The following is a 17,188-nucleotide window of genomic DNA, read 5'->3' as shown; positions in this document are numbered from 1 at the left end:
TCGCACCCCTCCTTATCTACCGCCTTGTTAAGCGGCTGGTCTTCACACCTTGCCTAATCGGGTTCTGCCTCACAACCCCCTTGTCCCAAGCACCCTTGCTCGGGCAAGACGAGCTTACCCGTCGCAAGTGCACCTTGGATACGCGGGGGCTGAGCGTTCGGCTTCACACCTTGCCTGAATTGGGTTCGAAGCAGCATTCGCCTGGAGCTAAGCACTGTCTTCCTGGACGAGGCAAGCTCGCCTGCGTCAGACAGAAGCTTAGCTTACGGCTCATAACCGCTGCTTCTCACACCTTGCCTAATCGGGTTCTGCCTCGCATTCACCCTATCACAAGCAGTGACTCCCTGGACGAGTTTCACTCGCCTTCGGTCGTCCTCATGCTTGTGTACGGGTTCATGAGCGCTCGGCGCCACACCTTGCCTGATTGAGCAGGCATGTGCAGCACTGCATTTTGTAAAAAAATCAGGCTTTCATGCCTCAGAATTGAAAGAATACCGCACAGATTCAGTCGCTCATCGGCCGCCTTTGTCCGGCATTTCAACAGACCAAACGAAACCGGGAATTTTTCAGCGCAAGTTGAATATGCATTTGGATTGAATTTTTCAAGAAGATATTTTTCGGCTTGTTTAGCGATGTCAGAAATGGACCGATTTAACGATAAGAGGAGGGATGTAGCCATGAAGAAAACAACTGCATCCGCTGCTGCACTGGCAGCAGTGGTTATCGGAACAGGAGCAGTCGGCTCGGTCGCAAATGCTGACACGATTGAAACAAACGCAAAGAACGAAACGATTGCCAAAAATGACGTCAAAACGTCAGGTCAGGCTGAATCAGAAACCATGAAGGCAAACGAGAAATTGAACTCTGCACAGCAGGACTTCAATGAAAAACAGGCTGAAAATGATGCTGACAAGGCTGATTTGGACAAGGCCGAATCAGAAAAGAACCAGGCGGCTGCGGCTGTAAAGGATGCTCAGGAAAAGTATGATCAGCAGAAACGGAACGAAGCATCATCAGACCAGATTTCTGCAGCCAGAGGCGACGTTGACAATGCTTCAAAGGAGCTGGATGATGCGCAGTCGAAGGCAGATTCAGCCCAAAAAGATCAAGCTGACAGGGAAAATGAAAAAGATCAGGCACAAAAGGAGCATGATCAGGCAAAAGCAGACAAGGACAAGGCTCAGGCAGAAGCTGACCGGGCACAGGCGAATAAAGATCAGGCTCAAAGAGAGAACGAAGCCCTGGACAAAGACCGGCTGAACGCTAGAAAAGATGAGCTGAATGCAGGAATTTCGTCGAGAAAAGATGAACTGACCAAGGCAGAAACGGCACTGGACAAGGCAAATCAGGCAAAAAAGGATGCTGATGACCAAAGGGATGCGGCTGTTTCCGAAGATGCGGCTGCTCAAGACAGGTTAAACGATGCTCAGCAGAAATATGATGCGGCCGGAAAAGATTTTGATGCTGCCGGTAAAAAACAGCAGAATGCCCAGTCAAAAGCTGATTCGTCCTCACAGGCATATAAGGATGCCTTGGCAAGGCTTGAAGGGTTGACGACGGACAATCTGAACAAGGAACTCGTCAAAGCCAAAGCCGAGCTTGAAAATGCACAAAAGGCTTATGATGCAGTGCTCTCGGAGTATAAGGCGCTCGTTTCCGAAAAAGACCTGGCAGATTCAAAGGTCAGGGAAGCAAAGCAAAAAGCTGATGCTGCCAAGGCCGCACTTGAAAAGATCCAGGCGGAATACGCAGCTAAGAAGAAAGCTTATGATGATGCCGCCAGGGAGCAGGAAAAAGCGCAGAACAAGCTTGATTCGCTGATGAAGGGGACGCTTAAGATCAACGTTGCCGACTGGAAGAAGGCGGTCAACGGCTGGAAAACGGAAGACGAACTCAAAAAGATGAGCGCAGCTGAAAAGGTCGCTTATCAAAAGGAGCTTGCAGAATTCCAAAACAAGTTCTACACGCAGTTTGACAAGGACAATCCGAATCCTTACACGAACAATTATCAGCTTTACTACTATTCTGACGGAAGAATCGAGTACAAGATCGTAAACGATTCTTCAAAAAAATTCAGCAGCCTTCAAGACATTACTCAAGATGACTATGATGAACTGATGATTTATGCGCTGAACCTGATCAACGATGCAAGAAGACAGTGGGGAATCAAGACCGACATGATCTCAATGCGCGTTGACATGAATGCGGCCGCAGACATTGCGCAGAGTTATTCTGATGAGAACTGGAGCATTTGGGACGGCAAGGGACACTATGTCGATGCGATCACCAGGGCGGCCTACAAGTACTGGATGGATGACTACGGCGAAAACTGGGGCTCTGGCCTTTCGTTTTACCAGGACGGCAAGAACGTCAACGTAATCAACATCTACAAGAATCTGCCGGAGTATGGATATTTTACGATGGACATGCTCAAGGGAAACATTTACGGCGATATTATGGGGATGATGTTCGGTGATGCCGGCAGCGCCTGGGGACATCTGTATAATTTCATTGATGAGACCAAACGCTGCGTCGGCCTCGGAATCGATTCGATGGGGGCATCGCATTTCTTCATCCATACTGGGTACAACGACGGACTGACTCCTGACGTGACACCGATCAAGGGACTTGAAACGGTATCGGTTCAAGCGTCGAATACGGCTCTAAGCGAGGCTCTGCAGGATCTGGCAAGAGCAAAGGCCAAGGCAGATCAGGCCAAAAGTGAACTTGATGCGGCGGCGGCCAGATTGAGCAGTGCACAAACTGAAAACAATGCGGCACAGACGGAGTATTCAAATGCTGTTGCCGGGCAGACGGCAACGGACGCCTCATTCAAGACGGCACAGAGCAGTCTCGATGAAAGCGTCAGGAAACTAGACGCTTCAAAGGCGAAAAATACAGAGCTGAAAAACGAACTTGATAATTTGACTGAAGTTCGAAGAAAGCAGGAACAGAAGGTTGAAGCTGCTAAAAACGCAAAAGAGGCTGCAGAACTGGATCTGGCAAAAACCAAACAGGAAGCGGGAGCGAAGAAGACGGCATTGACAAAAGCACAGGTCGAACTGACGGCAGCCGGGACGGCTCAGAAACTGACGGCTGAAAACTTGAAACAGGCAACAGCAAATGTTGAAGCGGCCGGTCAGAAGGTTGAGCAGGCAACCGCCAGTCTGGCTGAGATCAAGGAAGAAATCGAGCAGTCCGAAGCGGAATTGCAAAAGATTGCCTACGAGCTTGCAAATTTTGACGCATTGAAGAAGGCTGCGGCAGGCAAGGTTGATGAAATGAGCAGGGCGCTTGAAGAGGCAAGGCAAAAGCTTGATCAGAAAACGGCAATTCTTGAAGAAAAAAAGGCCGGTCTCAGGCAGGCTGAAGAAAATCTCGAACAGGCCAGGGACAATCTTGATTTTGCCAACAAAGTTCTGGCAGAAAAGCAGCAGGCGTTGGAAAAGGCTCAAGACAAGCTCAAGACTTTGGAAAATGCCGGCAGGCTTTTGGAAGATGCAGGAAAGAACCTGGAAAACGCCAGGCAGGAAGCAGCAGACAAGCAGCAGGCCTATGAAGAAGCACTCAAAAAATATAACGCAAGCCTGCAGGAACTGGAAAATGCCGGGAAATTGCTTTCAAATGCAAGAAAGACAGCAGCTGACGCCGAACGCAGGCTGAGCGCATCGAAGCTTGAAGAACAGGTTGCAGCACAACAGCAGATTCTGCAGAACAATGATAAACAAGGCAGTGGTAAACAAGGCGGTGACAAGAAAGCATATCCTGCCTTAGGCGATGAAGAAGACGCATCCGCTGCAGGATTGGGATTTCTGGCAGTTCTGCTTTCGGTCTTCGGACTGGGAGAAGTCAAAAGGAAGCGTGTATAAGTAAAATAATTTCGAGGGTCGGAAAGTGTTTTCCGGCCTTTTTGGTAGTAAAAGCCCTGAAATGATGATATGATTAGAAAAAGATTAAATTGAGAGCTTGGGGGGAGGCCAATGTGGCTTGCGGTAATTATTTCAGGTATTGTTTCAATGTGCCTTTCAATCGGCATCAGGAGGGAGTTTCTCTCGGCCATACTTGAAGGAAATCAGGAGATTTTTGAAAATGTTTCGGTTATTGCCGTAAAAGTAAGCTTGTTTTCATTGGGGCTGCTGGTGACGCTCGGGGCTTTGATTAAGTTGAGCTGAAAAAGGATGTTTCACGTGAAACATCCTTTTTTTCAGATTATTTTGAATTTATCGTTTTGCTCAAACAGCCTGCCCATTTTCAATAACAGGTCTTCCCGGCCTTTTTTGGCAACGAATTGGATGCCAAGCGGCAGTCCGTTTGAAGCAACGTGCACCGGCAGGCTGATGGCCGGGTTGCCCATGAGATTTGCCTGCTGAGTGAACGGGGTTGCTGCAAGGCTCGGCATGAAGAATTCATAAACCAAGTCGGTCCGTTCACGTGAAGAAAGCTCGGAGATTCGGCGCATTCTTGCCCGCATTGATTCATCGATGAACTGATGTGAAACTTCAGGTGCCGTCTGAGCCGTTGTCGGGGTCAGGAAGAAACTGTATTTCTCAAGAAAACAGTCCATGATGAAGGCTGCCCGATCCCAGTTTGCGAGCATGCGGCTGTAGTCCGTTGCCTTGACGTCCATGCCGGCCTGACAGATGCACCAGCTGATGAGTTCCATGTCGTCAATTTCAAGCCTGCGGTCAAGTGCGTTTTCAATGTTTGAAAACATTACGGCTGATTCGACGTCATTGACGAGATAATAGTCCCTGATCAGCTGAGTGCCGTCCAGTTTCGGCTCTGCCTCCTCAACTTCAAAGCCCTGCTCTTCCAGAAAATGCACGGCCGAAAGCACTGCTTCCCTTGCGTCTTCTGAAACTTTCGTGTGAACGGGCGAATTTAATGAAAAGGCAACTTTGCAGTTTTTCGGCAACGGAACTTCAGGATTGAAGGAAAGCAGCGGTGTCTGAAAGGGAGCCGGTGGCTGAACCGTTTGAACGGCGGCAAGCATGCGGGCGGTGTCTCGAATTGAGCGTGTCAGGGCAAATGAGACGGAGGCTCCCTGCCATCCGCGCCATGAAGAAGGGCCGACCGGTGTTCTGCCCCGTGTCGGTTTCAGTCCGATCAGGCCGGTAAAAGATGCCGGAATTCTGATTGAACCGCCGCCGTCGCTTGCTGCAGCGACCGGTACCATTCTTGAAGCCACGGCGGAAGCAGCCCCGCCTGAAGAACCGCCCGAGTAAAATTCAGGGTTCCAGGGATTGCGTGCCGGCCCGTATAATTCGGAATCGGTGACGTTGGTAAAGCCGAATTCCGGTGCGTTCGACTGTCCGATGATGATGAAGCCTGCCTGCTGCAGCGCTTTGACAAAATTATCAGTTTGAGTCGCCTTGGCATCCTTGAAGAGTCTTGATCCATCGGTTGCCGGCTCCCCTTCAAGGTACTGGCCGAGACTTTTCAGCAAAATCGGCACCCCCGCAAAAGGTCTGTCAAAATCGGCGCAGCGACTGGCTTCGGAAAGAGCCTTTTCCTCACGCAGACTGACGACCGCATTCAGTTGTCCGTTTTTTGCTTCAATTTCGGAAAAAGCGTTCATGACGGCTTCTTTTGGCGACAGCTTCTTTGTTTTGATCAGATTGGCGATTTCAGTGGCATCAAATTCCATGACAGGCTCCTTTAGTTAACTGATTTTGTGATATGGGTTTACAAAAAATATTGTAACATAAAGAAGTCCGTTTTCCAGGATTTTCCCGCAAAAGGTTCCAGCATGCGCAAAACACCGGATGAGACTGCAATTAACTGCAAATTTCATCCGGTGTTTTCATCATCTTGAGCAGATTAAAGTTCTTTCGTCAGTTCGGCAATCCTGTCGACCGTTTCGTCCAGGAATTTAATCGTATTCTGCAGCGGCTCGTCGGTCGTGATGTCAACGCCGGCAATTCTGGCTGCTTCAATTGGTGAAGGGCATTTGTCAAATTTCAGGAATCTGAGCCATGCATCGATTGCGGGCTGGCCCTGTTCCTTGATTTTCAGATAAGCCTGAGTCGAAATCGTCAGACTTGCCGAATAGGTGTATGAATAAAGTCCCATGTAGTAATGAGACTGGCGCATCCACGTCAGGGCTGCGTCATCATCGATTTCAACCGCATCGCCCCAGAATTTCTTCAGGACGTCTTTCTTGATTTCGCAAAGCCGGTCTCCGTCGAAGCCTTCTCCGTTATCAATCAGCTTATATACTTCGCGTTGGAAGGCTGCCTCCAGAAGGTGCGTGACGAAGTTGTGATAGTAGGTGTTCGTCAGCATTTTTGTCAGGGCGAAACGCTGCATGCGCTTGTCCCGGCTCTTTTCTTCAAGTGCATGGGTCAGCAGGAGTTCGTTGAAGGTCGACGGTGCTTCAACGATGTATGTTGAAACCCCGCAGCTCAGCGGATGGTTGGTTCTGTTCGTCAGCATTTCCTGCCCGGCATGTCCGAGTTCGTGAACGAGCGTGTAGACGTCGGCCATTTCATCGGTCCATGACATCAGGATATATGCATGTTTTCCATATGGCGTCGTTTCAAAGCCGCCGGTTTCCTTGCCTTTATTGGCCGGGAAGTCGACCCAGCGTTCGTCAAAGCATTTCATGATCATGTCATGGTATTCCGGTCCCATGATTTTGATTGCATCGGAGATGTATTCCGGTGCTTTGTCCAATGGGACTTTCGGTGCAAATTCAGGGTCGAGGTCAATCTGAAGATCTGCGAACGTCATCTTGTCCAGTCCGCGCTCCCTTTGGATCAGCTTGACGTACTTCTGCATTACGGGACCGAGTTTTTCGATGATGACATCGATTTGACGGTCGAAGAATTCGCGCGGAACCTCCTGATCGTCCAGAAGGTAATCGAATACGGAGTCGTATCCGCGCATGGTTGCCATGATCTTTTCCCTGGAAACCTGTGCGTAGTAGTTGGCAGCTACGGTATTCCTGTACTGATTCAGAACTTTTGAGAATGCCTTGAATGCTGCATGACGCACCTTGTGGTCCGGATTGTACTGGTAGCTGTTTTCATAAAGCACGAAGGACAGCGGGTATTTTCTGCCGTCGACTTCAAAGTCCGGAAATGACATGTCGGCTGCCCGGCATGTCGTATAGATTCCTTCAAACGAAGAAAGCGTCGGTTCGAGCGAGCTGAGCACGCCTTCGACTTCACCGCTCAGACGATGCCTTTTGATGCGCTTGAATTCCCTGATGGCGGCACCGAGATCAGGACGCTTTTCTGCAACGGCATCAAGCAGCCCGTTGTCGTTGTCCATGATCTGAGCTCTGTATTTTGCAAGCCCGGCATTGTAGTCGGCGTCAAGCTGGTCAAGAATCCGCAGAAGCTGGTTGTAGTGCGGATCCGTCATATCTGTCGACTGCTGCAGAAAGCCGTAATGGCCAAGCAGATCCATGCGAACCTCCATCTCGCCCAGATCGTCCAGTGCGGCAATGATTGTTTCAGGATCGTTCAGCTTTTGATCATACTTGGAGAAATCTTCCAGTGCCTTTTTTTCCGCTTCAATGTCTTTCTGCCATGCGTCGTCATTTTCGTAAAGAACGCCGACGTCCCAGGTTTGCTGCGTGGGAACGTCTTTTCTGTCAGGTAAACCCATGATAAAACCCCCATGATTATGTATTTGTCAAAAATAACAAGAAAATCATAGCAGACAAATTTTTCAAAGTCTATAAAAATGCTCATGCACCGCGCCTTGATGGTGACATGAACATGTCATCAGAGATGAACTGCACCGGTTGTCTTTGGCGTGAAGTAATGATATCGTTACTTAAAATGATAATTTAAAGGAAGGCATTGTTATGGAAAAAAATCAAGTAATGAGCGTGCCGAAGGAGGCGCGGAGGACCTCCGACTGGGACATGTTTGCAACCTGGGTGGGGGCCAATGCCAACAATGGAACGTGGTTTATCGGCGGCGTCATTGCGGCCTGCGGGTTTGCGGTCGCAATGAAGGTTCTGGTATTGTCGTCTGCCGTGTCTTATCTGTTCTTGAGCCTGATCGGCTATATCGGCTACAGAACGGGCGTTTCGACGATGGAACTGAGTCGGGCCTCGTTTGGCATTCGTGGCAGCTTCCTGCCTTCAGTCGTCAACGTGACGCAATTTATCGGCTGGACGGCGGTCAATACGTTTATTGCGGCAACTTCAGTCAGCTATCTGCTGCATGATCTGCTGCAGTGGCCCGTTTACGGCAAGCCGGGAGGAGCCAGGGGCCTCGTTTGCGGAATTCTGGTAATGAGCATCCTGCACATCATCAGCATTGCAAGCGGCCAGCGCTCGGTTCAGATGATTGAACGGATTGGCATCGTCCTGGTCTTTGTTTTCATGATCTGGGAATCGGTCGTCGTCTTCAGAACAGTTCCGTTTTCTCACATCGTTTCGTGGCAGGTTCCGCACAAGAATCTGCTTGCGACGGGTGCTGCGGTTGATGCGGTCGCAGCGTTCAACCTCGCCTGGGTGACTGCGGGAGCTGATTTTACGCGCTTTACGTCAAAAAAGCATGCCGCAACGGTGATTCCGTTTATCGGAGCATTGCTCGGCGTTGTCTGGTTTGCGTTCATCGGTCTTGTTTCAACAATCAGCATTGCAATCACGTCAGGTGTCTATGATGCCAACAACTCGGATCCAAGCACGATTGCAAGCCGGTTGGGGCTTGGCGTCGTTGCGCTGCTGGTCATCATCATCACGAGCATGACGGCAAATGCAGTGAACCTGATGGCAGCCGGTTCTGCAATTTCAAATATTTTTTCCGGATTGAAGCTCAGGCACTCGCTTTGGATTGCTGCGATTCTTGCAACGTTCGTCACGTTCATCCCGATGGTCGTCGGCAGCTTTCTGGATGCATTCACTGCATTTCTAGACTACGTCGGAATGGTTCTGGGGCCGATCATCAGTGTAATCGTCGTTGATTTCTATTTCAGAAGACATTGCAGATACGATGTTGACGCGCTGTCTGAAACGAACGGGAAATACTGGTACCGAAACGGCGTGAACTATGCAGCACTCATTTCATGGATCGTCGGCGTAGCGCTCTTTTTCGCCCTGCGCCAGGTCGGCTTTTTGATGGAGACGATCGGAGCAACGTTCTTGACGATGATTTTGAGCGGGATGCTTTATTATGGATTGATGGTTTTCAAGGATAAGAAAGGCAAGTGTTGATTATGCTTATTAAAAATGTTCATGTAGATAACGAAAAAGAACTTAAGGACGTTCAGATTACTGATGGCCGATTCAGTAAAATCGCCGCCGGCATCGAGGCCCGCGGAGATGAAGAGGTGATTGACGGCAGAGGGTGCCTGCTGCTTGCACCGTTCATCGACTCGCATGTTCACCTGGATGCGACGCTGACTGCAGGACAGCCGGAATTCAACGAAACCGGGACTTTGTTTGACGGAATCAGAATCTGGTCCGAAAGAAAAAAGTCTCTTTCAATCAAAGATGTCAGGGAGCGCGCAGAAAAAACACTTCGCAAGCAGATTGCGCTTGGGATTCAGCACGTCAGAAGCCACGTTGACGTGACCGACCCGCATTTGATCGCGCTGCAGGCGCTGCTCGAACTCAAGGAGGAGATGAAGGACGTCGTCGACCTTCAGATCGTTGCATTTCCTCAGGAGGGCATCCTGTCGTTTCCCAACGGCAAGGAACTGATGGAACAGGCCGTCAGGGAGGGTGCTGACGTCATCGGCGGAATCCCTCATTTTGAGTTCAACCAGTACTATGGCCGTGATTCTCTCAAATTTCTGATCGGTCTGGCCGAGAAGTACGAGCGTCTGGTTGACGTCCACTGTGATGAAATCGATGATCCCGCTTCAAGAAATCTGGAAGTCCTGGCCACGCTTGCGTATGAAACCGGGCTTGGCGAGCGCGTTACCGCAAGTCATACGACAGCAATGGGATCTTATAACGATGCCTATACATACAAGCTTTTCAGGCTGTTGAAGATGTCTCAGATCAATTTTGTCTCCAACCCGCTTGTCAACATGCACCTTGGCGGCCGGTTCGATACTTATCCTAAACGGCGCGGCCTGACTCGGATCAAGGAGCTTTCTGAAGCCGGCATCAACGTCTCGTTTGGTGAAGACGACATTCAGGATCCATGGAATCCACTTGGCAGCGGCAATATGCTCGATTCGGTCAACATGGGTGTTTACGCTGCGCACCTGATGGGATATGGTCAGATTCAGGATTCGTACAAGTTCGTGACTGAAAATGCCGCCAGGACGCTTCATATCGCTGATGAGTACGGAATAGAGGTCGGCAAGCCGGCCGATTGCATCTTGCTGAACGAAAGCGACTTCTATCATGTTTTGATGAATCATTCTGAGGTTCTGTATAATATCAGGCACGGCAGGGTTCTGGCCGAGACGAAGCCGAGGGAGACGAGACTGAATTTTTAACAAGGTGTGGAAGCGAGCGTTCAGCCCCTGAGCACTAAGGAGGCTCGCACGACGGCAGGTCATCCTGCCAAGTGAGAGCTTCTTAGGCGGAGGGGCTGTGAGCTGGAATCTGATTATGCAAGGTGTGGAGCCGAGCGGTCATGAGCCCGTACACAAGCATGAGGACGACCGAAGGCGAGTGAAACTCGTCCAGGGAGTCACTGCTTGTGATAGGGTGAATGCGAGGCAGAACCCGATTATGCAAGGTGTGGAGCCGAGCGGTCATGAGCCCGTAAATTCCGGTTCACGATTACGGGCAAAACAGTGATTTTAGGGATTTGCCCGTAAGCTTCAGAAATGCCGCAGTGATTTTGCAAAATTCAAGACATCGATTGCTGCCGCTGCACTGTATTTTTCATGCTGACGGGCAGCTTCGCCAAAGACGGATTATTCATGTGTCCCCCGGCAGATGCAGTGCCATCCTCATCAAAAAAACCAGTCAATTTCTTGGATGTTTTCGAGTAGTTTTCGTTGGCTTTTTGAATGACAATCGTGTATACTTCCATTAACAGACAAAAAGTAAGCAAACTGTCTGCTAATTTCAAAGAGAGGATGGAAGCCATGCGTAAGAAAGACGACGTTTTAGAAATCGGCGTGCTTAATCTGATGCACGATAAAGAAGATACGAAGCGACGTTTCGAACGCGTTCTGACACGGGAAGACTGTCGGGTGAACCTCACCTGGTTCTATCCCGTAATGCATTATCAGGACAGAGAAGTTCCGGAAAACGTTCGCCGAATGTCGCAGCCGCTCGACCTTAACAGGGTCAGAGAGCTTGATGCCTTTATCGTGACGGGTGCGCCGCTTGAAAAGCTGGACTTCGATGATGTCACATATATCAGCGAACTGCAGGAGCTGTTTGATTGTTTGAGCACTGAAGGAATCGAGCAGCTTTACGTCTGTTGGGGCGCAATGGCCGCCGCCAATTATTTTTACGGCGTCGATAAGTATTTGTTGAATCAAAAGCTTTTCGGAGTCTATCCTCAGGTGATTTTAGAAAATTCTCCTTTGCTTGATGGACTTTCCGATGGCTTTCTGGCGCCTCATGCGCGTTATGCGGAGCTCTCATGCAGTCAGGTCAGAGATGTTCCGGAACTTTCCGTTGTTTCGGTATCCGAGACCGGGCATCTTTTTCTGGCCGAGGCAGAAAAGAAACGACAGACGTTCTTGTTTTCGCATCTTGAGTATGGCCGGGATGCCCTTGACAAGGAATATTACCGCGAACTGCAGGCTCATCCCGAAGACGCTCCCGTATTGGCAAAAGCAGCCAATTATTATGATGATCCCGTCAAAATGACAGGGACACGTTTCGGCTGGGAAAAAGCCCAACGGCACTTTTTTGAAAACTGGCTGAAACAGGCAGAAGAAAACCGTTTAAAGAAAGTTTGTACTCAGTAAAGGGGATAAGGAATATGACAGAAATTTATGATTCAGTTGATCAACTCATTGGAAAGACACCGATCGTCAAGCTTAACCACGTTGTTCCGGAAGATGCGGCAGACGTTTACGTCAAGCTTGAATTCTTCAATCCGGCAGGCTCGATCAAGGACCGCATTGCGCTTTCAATGCTTGAGGCTGCCAGAAAGGCGGGCAGACTTGAGGAAGGCGGAACGATCATTGAACCGACCTCGGGGAATACCGGTATCGGACTGGCAATGGTTGCGGCTGCCAAAGGCTATCATCTGATCATCGTGATGCCTGAAACGATGAGCATTGAGCGTCGCAAGCTCATGCAGGGATACGGTGCGGAACTGATTTTGACTCCGGGCGCTGAAGGAATGAAGGGCTCTATCGCCAAAGCAACGCAACTCGCTGAAGAAAACGGCTATTTCATGCCGATGCAGTTTGAGAATCCGGCCAATCCCGACGTTCATGAGCAGAAAACCGGTCAGGAAATCATCGAAGCGTTCGGCAGGGATGACCTTCCCGACGCATTCGTTGCCGGTGTCGGAACCGGTGGTACTTTGACCGGCATCGGGCATGCCTTGAAGGAGCTTGACCAGGATATTCAGGTTTACGCGCTCGAACCGTCCGAATCACCGGTGCTGAAGGACGGAGTTGCCGGAAAGCACAAGATTCAGGGCATCAGCGCCGGCTTTGTTCCGGAAGTCCTGGACAGGCAGATTTATGATGGAATCATCGAGGTTCCAAGTGATGAAGCCATCAGGACGGCACGCGAAGTTGCACATAAGGAAGGATTCCTTCCGGGAATTTCTGCCGGCGCAAATATTTACGGCGCAATCGAAATTGCCAGGAAGCTCGGCAGGGGGAAAAAGGTCATCACTGTTTCACCCGATGGCGGCGACCGTTATCTTTCAACGGAACTGTTCGATTATTGATTTTTAGAATTTAAGGACAACCGAAACCGGTTCTGCGGGGTTCGGTTGTTTTTTTATAAAATGCATAGTTCAAAAGGATTCCGGCAATTTCTGGCGTCAGCCGTCTTTGAATCGATGTGACTGCAGAGTTGTTTTCTAAAAAAGAAAATACGTTCGTTCAATTGTAGACAAAACGAATGTAAGTTTGTATAATTGTTAATATCAATGGTAAAAAGAAGGGATTATTATCAACACGAACGAACTTGCCGAATATCTTTCAGACAACTCAAACGTACTGGATTTGTTCGGGAAAAAAATATTGGCGCATCTGCAGGAAATAAATGATGAGAGGCAGCCGGCCAAGCGGTACAACGAAGCACAGCTCAGGCGGAAAACGGAAAAATATCTCAGGGAATTTGTTGAAAATCTCGAGGAACGGCTGAAGAGAACGATTCCTGATGAATACAACAGTTCTGAGGATTGGATTCGTTTTTTTGATGATAACCGCGTGATTGAGGAGCTTGAATTGTCGATTGCGGAAATGGAATTTACCGAATGAAAAATAATAATAAAATTTTATGAATACAGAGCATTGACATATTAAGGATGGAAGCGGTAAAAGAGTCTTTTCTGCGGTAAAACACGAACGTTTAAAGGTTGCAATTTGTAAATGTTAGGCTATACTTGATTAGTAATTATTAAGATAGAGGTGTTACTATTGAGCAGTGAAAATTCTTCTTCAGCGAAACTCAATTGGATTGAAAAGCAGTTTCACATGAAAGAATTAGGGACAAACGTCAAGAAGGAAACTCTGGCAGGAATTACGACATTTGTTTCCATGGCATATATTCTGTTTGTCAATCCCAGCGTCCTGGGTGCGTCCGGAATGGACAAGGGAGCCGTTTTCACGGCAACGGCCCTGTCTGCGATTCTCGGCTGTCTGTTGATGGCATTTCTGGCCAATTACCCGATTGCAATCGCTCCTGGACTTGGTGATAACGCATTCTTTACCTATTCAGTCGTTTTGGCGATGGGAATCAAGTGGCAGACTGCACTTGCCGGCGTTGTCGTGGCTTCGATTATCTTTACGATTCTGACATTCTTTAAAATCCGCGAAATCGTAATCAATGCGATTCCGCATAATCTTAAACTGGCAATGGCCGCAGGCATCGGCATGTTCATTGCCTTCATTGGCCTGCAGGGCGGCGGCCTCGTTGTCGCAAGCAAATCATCGCTTGTTCAGCTCGGATCACTGACCGTCCCGACAACCTGGCTGACGATTTTTGGATTGTTCGTTACGGCATTGCTGATGGCAAGAAAAGTTCCGGGTTCAATTTTCATCGGCATCGTTGCAACTGCGATTCTGGGACTTGTGACGGGGTTGATCAAGGCGCCGGCACATATCGTGTCGTCCATTCCGAGCATGAAGCCGACGTTTGCGGTCGGCATCAAGCATCTGGGCGACGTCAATACTCCGCAGATGTGGGCGGTTGTCTTGGTTTTCCTGTTGGTGGCATTTTTCGACACGGCAGGAACACTGATCGGACTTGCCCAGCAGGCGGGATTGATGAAAAACGACAAGATGCCGCGGATTGGTCAGGCCTTAATGGCAGATTCCATCTCAATGCTTGCCGGTTCAGTCATGGGAACGACGCCAACGGCTGCTTACGTTGAGTCTTCAGCTGGAATTGCCGTCGGCGGACGTACGGGCTTTACCTCATTGGTCATTGCTGTGTTGTTTGGCTTTGGCATGTTCTTCTCACCGCTTTTGTCAGTCGTGACGACGCAAGTCACTGCACCGGCCCTGATTATCGTCGGTGCCTTGATGGCGCAGTCGCTCAGGGAAATCGAATGGGACAAGTTTGAAATCGCCTTGCCGGCATTTCTGACGGTTATTGCAATGCCTTTGACATATAACATTTCATATGGCTTTGCCTTTGCATTCTTAATCTACCCGATTACGATGATTGCTGCCGGCCGCAGGAAGGAGCTTAATCCGGTTGTGATTGCCCTGTTCTTCGTTTTCATCGTCATGCTTTACGTGCTGAACGTCTTGCCGTCCAAGTAATCATAAAAACATTCAGATCTCTGTCGGCTTCGTGCGGCAGAGATTTTTCGTCATCGGTAAAAGAGCAGGTGTTGTCTGGGAAAAATATTTCCCGGGAAATATTTTCAATATCGAATTTAACGGGTATACTCAAGTTAGAAAAAGATTTCAGAAAGAAGGCATACGATGAAGTCACGCAGGGAAATCGCCGAACTGGCCAATGAATATATCGCTGAATTTGATGCAGCATATGCACCTAAGAATGACCGGATTGAACAAATCATCGCATACGGAAGGAAGAACCTGGAAGAAAGGCAGATTGCGCCGCAAACGATTATGGACAAATGCGTACGGGCAATTTACGAAGCCGTTTTGAAGCAGAAAATTACCATAGGAGATGAGGCGGCGTGCATTTTAAGGAAAATGGAAAAACTTTCGCGCGAAAGATCGCTTCTGCCGTTTCACCGCTATGATCCATGGGATTGAAAACCCGTACAAATTAAAGGAATGCCGTCGCAAAAGGCTGGAAGTTTCCAATAATGTTCGGTATAGAAAGCCATTGTCATTAATTCGTTTTATAATCTTCGCGGTTTGCTTGAAAAATAGCTTTCTACTTGTTACAATTATCAAGGTTGACAAACGGCGAGAAGGACTTGCAGTTTGTTGTTGCAGCAAATACAGAGCTAAGGAAACATGAGGTGGATATATATATGTCATCAGTTGTAGTTGTAGGTAGCCAATGGGGCGATGAAGGCAAGGGTAAGATTACTGATTTCCTGAGCCGGAATGCTGAAGTTATTGCACGTTATCAAGGTGGAGACAACGCTGGTCACACAATTGCGTTCAATGGTAAAACATATAAGCTGCGTTTGATCCCATCAGGCATTTTCTATTCTGAAAAAATCTGCGTTATCGGCAACGGGGTCGTCCTGAATCCTAAATCATTGGTTGAAGAATTGCGTTATTTGCATGAAAATGGCGTGACTACTGACAACTTGCGCGTTTCAGACCGCGCTCATGTTATCTTGCCGTATCATATCATTCTTGACGGACTGCAGGAAAAGTCAAAGAAGGACAACAAAATAGGAACGACGAATAAGGGCATCGGACCTTGCTACATGGATAAGGCGGGCCGTGTCGGCATTCGCGTTGCCGATCTTCTGGACAAGGAAACGTTTGCCGAAAAATTGAAGCGCAACGTTGAAGAAAAGAACCGTCTGTTTGAAAAGATGTATGATTATGACGGCGAACCGTTGAAGTTCGAAGACATCTTTGAAGAATACTTTGAATACGGTCAGGAAATCAAGAAGTACGTTACGGACACGTCGGTTGTCTTGAACGATGCGCTTGATGAGGGCAAGAGAGTCCTGTTTGAAGGTGCACAGGGCAACATGCTTGACATCGACCAGGGAACATATCCGTTCGTTACTTCCTCCAATCCGGTTGCAGGCGGCGTTACGATCGGTTCAGGCGTTGGCCCGGCCAAGATCAACAAGGTTGTCGGTGCATGCAAGGCCTATACGTCTCGTGTCGGTGACGGTCCCTTCCCAACGGAACTTAAAAATGAAACGGGCGATTTCATTCGTGAAGCCGGTCACGAATATGGAACGGTCACGAAGCGTCCGCGTCGAATCGGCTGGTTTGATTCGGTCGTCATGCGTCATTCGAAGCGCGTTTCAGGCTTGACCAACCTTTGCCTGAACTGCGTTGACGTTTTGACGGGGCTTGATGAAATCAAGATCTGTACCGCATATGAATTGAATGGCGAAAAGATTTATCATTATCCTGCAAGCTTGAAGGAACTTGAAGCCTGCAAGCCGATTTATGAAACGATGCCGGGTTGGAAGGAAGACATTACCAAGTGCAGGACTTTGGAAGACCTTCCTGAAAATGCCCGCAATTACATCCATCGGATTCAGGACCTCGTCGGCGTCAAGGTATCAACGTTCTCAGTCGGACCTGACCGCGACCAGACGAACGTCCTGGAAAACGTCTGGGCACAGATTTAGTCGCGATTGTCTTGTGACGAATCTTGAGGCATAATCTGAAAAATGCGTCTGATTCATAATCGGATTCAGGCATTCCTCAAGGCGATTGATTTCGCAAAAGCGGTTTTGCCTTAGGCGATGCTGATTAATGGAAATTACAGAGGCTGTAAGAGAATGGAAAAAGCTATGCCTCAAATTTAAAAACCGGATGATTTGCAGTTTACCTGCGAGTCATCCGGTTTTTTGCATGCAGGAACCGGGTTTCCGATGACAGGAGCAGTCGGGGACTGTATTTTACGGGCAAATACTGAAAAGCGGAGGCAAACAGTTTTTTAATTTTTTATTATGTTGATTATAGATACTGGCTTATTATATTCAAATAT

At 48.7% G+C, this 17,188-nt stretch carries 12 protein-coding genes; 10 read left to right on the top strand and 2 right to left on the bottom strand.

The window, feature by feature from the left end:
* The first annotated feature begins 677 nt into the window (after positions 1–677).
* Entirely contained in the window at positions 678–3,869 is a 3,192-nt protein-coding gene (locus tag V7Z60_RS01090) for an SEC10/PgrA surface exclusion domain-containing protein (RefSeq protein WP_334115667.1), read from the top strand.
* Between the two features lie 111 nt (positions 3,870–3,980).
* Positions 3,981–4,172 (top strand): hypothetical protein, encoded by a 192-nt coding sequence (locus tag V7Z60_RS01085; protein ID WP_334115666.1) that lies wholly within the window; start codon positions 3,981–3,983, stop codon positions 4,170–4,172.
* A gap of 32 nt (positions 4,173–4,204) precedes the next feature.
* On the opposite strand, the gene V7Z60_RS01080 is transcribed toward V7Z60_RS01085, so the two are convergent.
* Together V7Z60_RS01080 and pepF are read right to left on the bottom strand one after the other, a co-directional pair.
* Positions 4,205–5,647: an amidase gene (locus V7Z60_RS01080; RefSeq protein WP_334115664.1), complete on the bottom strand. Its 1,443-nt coding sequence runs from the start codon at positions 5,645–5,647 to the stop codon at positions 4,205–4,207.
* Positions 5,648–5,820: 173 nt separating this feature from the next.
* Positions 5,821–7,614, bottom strand: coding sequence for an oligoendopeptidase F (pepF, locus tag V7Z60_RS01075; RefSeq protein WP_334115662.1), 1,794 nt, complete (start codon positions 7,612–7,614; stop codon positions 5,821–5,823).
* A 202-nt stretch (positions 7,615–7,816) separates the two neighbouring features.
* Here pepF and V7Z60_RS01070 point away from each other — a divergent pair, with 202 nt between their 5' ends.
* The 8 genes from V7Z60_RS01070 (at position 7,817) to V7Z60_RS01035 (ending at position 16,826) form a co-directional block, all read left to right on the top strand.
* On the top strand, positions 7,817–9,175 hold the full coding sequence (locus V7Z60_RS01070; RefSeq protein ID WP_334115660.1) for a cytosine permease: 1,359 nt from the start codon (positions 7,817–7,819) through the stop codon (positions 9,173–9,175).
* A 2-nt stretch (positions 9,176–9,177) separates the two neighbouring features.
* Positions 9,178–10,413, top strand: coding sequence for a cytosine deaminase (gene codA, locus V7Z60_RS01065; RefSeq protein WP_334115659.1), 1,236 nt, complete (start codon positions 9,178–9,180; stop codon positions 10,411–10,413).
* A 600-nt stretch (positions 10,414–11,013) separates the two neighbouring features.
* A complete protein-coding gene (locus V7Z60_RS01060; RefSeq protein ID WP_334115658.1) occupies positions 11,014–11,850 on the top strand; it encodes a homoserine O-acetyltransferase/O-succinyltransferase family protein in 837 nt (278 codons plus the stop codon).
* A gap of 14 nt (positions 11,851–11,864) precedes the next feature.
* Positions 11,865–12,791 (top strand): cysteine synthase A, encoded by a 927-nt coding sequence (cysK, locus tag V7Z60_RS01055; RefSeq protein ID WP_334115657.1) that lies wholly within the window; start codon positions 11,865–11,867, stop codon positions 12,789–12,791.
* Positions 12,792–13,089: 298 nt separating this feature from the next.
* Positions 13,090–13,329 (top strand): hypothetical protein, encoded by a 240-nt coding sequence (locus V7Z60_RS01050; protein WP_334115655.1) that lies wholly within the window; start codon positions 13,090–13,092, stop codon positions 13,327–13,329.
* 216 nt (positions 13,330–13,545) lie between these two features.
* Positions 13,546–14,838, top strand: coding sequence for an NCS2 family permease (locus tag V7Z60_RS01045; protein WP_334115669.1), 1,293 nt, complete (start codon positions 13,546–13,548; stop codon positions 14,836–14,838).
* 165 nt (positions 14,839–15,003) lie between these two features.
* Positions 15,004–15,303 (top strand): hypothetical protein, encoded by a 300-nt coding sequence (locus tag V7Z60_RS01040; RefSeq protein ID WP_334115653.1) that lies wholly within the window; start codon positions 15,004–15,006, stop codon positions 15,301–15,303.
* Positions 15,304–15,527: 224 nt separating this feature from the next.
* A complete protein-coding gene (locus V7Z60_RS01035; protein WP_334115651.1) occupies positions 15,528–16,826 on the top strand; it encodes an adenylosuccinate synthase in 1,299 nt (432 codons plus the stop codon).
* The last annotated feature ends 362 nt before the right edge of the window (positions 16,827–17,188 follow it).

It is taken from the genome of Ligilactobacillus sp., assembly GCF_036846325.1.
Taxonomy (GTDB): domain Bacteria; phylum Bacillota; class Bacilli; order Lactobacillales; family Lactobacillaceae; genus Ligilactobacillus.
The sequence above is the reverse complement of the archived record's forward strand: the minus strand, read 5'-3'. Positions and strand labels throughout refer to the sequence as shown.

Excerpts from the sequence above, each read along its gene's own strand:
- V7Z60_RS01090 (WP_334115667.1), top strand. The coding sequence starts at position 678 with ATGAAGAAAACAACTGCATCCGCTGCTGCACTGGCAGCAGTGGTTATC.
- V7Z60_RS01085 (WP_334115666.1), top strand. The coding sequence starts at position 3,981 with ATGTGGCTTGCGGTAATTATTTCAGGTATTGTTTCAATGTGCCTTTCA.
- V7Z60_RS01080 (WP_334115664.1), bottom strand. The coding sequence starts at position 5,647 with ATGGAATTTGATGCCACTGAAATCGCCAATCTGATCAAAACAAAGAAG.
- pepF (WP_334115662.1), bottom strand. The coding sequence starts at position 7,614 with ATGGGTTTACCTGACAGAAAAGACGTTCCCACGCAGCAAACCTGGGAC.
- V7Z60_RS01070 (WP_334115660.1), top strand. The coding sequence starts at position 7,817 with ATGGAAAAAAATCAAGTAATGAGCGTGCCGAAGGAGGCGCGGAGGACC.
- codA (WP_334115659.1), top strand. The coding sequence starts at position 9,178 with ATGCTTATTAAAAATGTTCATGTAGATAACGAAAAAGAACTTAAGGAC.
- V7Z60_RS01060 (WP_334115658.1), top strand. The coding sequence starts at position 11,014 with ATGCGTAAGAAAGACGACGTTTTAGAAATCGGCGTGCTTAATCTGATG.
- cysK (WP_334115657.1), top strand. The coding sequence starts at position 11,865 with ATGACAGAAATTTATGATTCAGTTGATCAACTCATTGGAAAGACACCG.
- V7Z60_RS01045 (WP_334115669.1), top strand. The coding sequence starts at position 13,546 with ATGAAAGAATTAGGGACAAACGTCAAGAAGGAAACTCTGGCAGGAATT.
- V7Z60_RS01040 (WP_334115653.1), top strand. The coding sequence starts at position 15,004 with ATGAAGTCACGCAGGGAAATCGCCGAACTGGCCAATGAATATATCGCT.
- V7Z60_RS01035 (WP_334115651.1), top strand. The coding sequence starts at position 15,528 with ATGTCATCAGTTGTAGTTGTAGGTAGCCAATGGGGCGATGAAGGCAAG.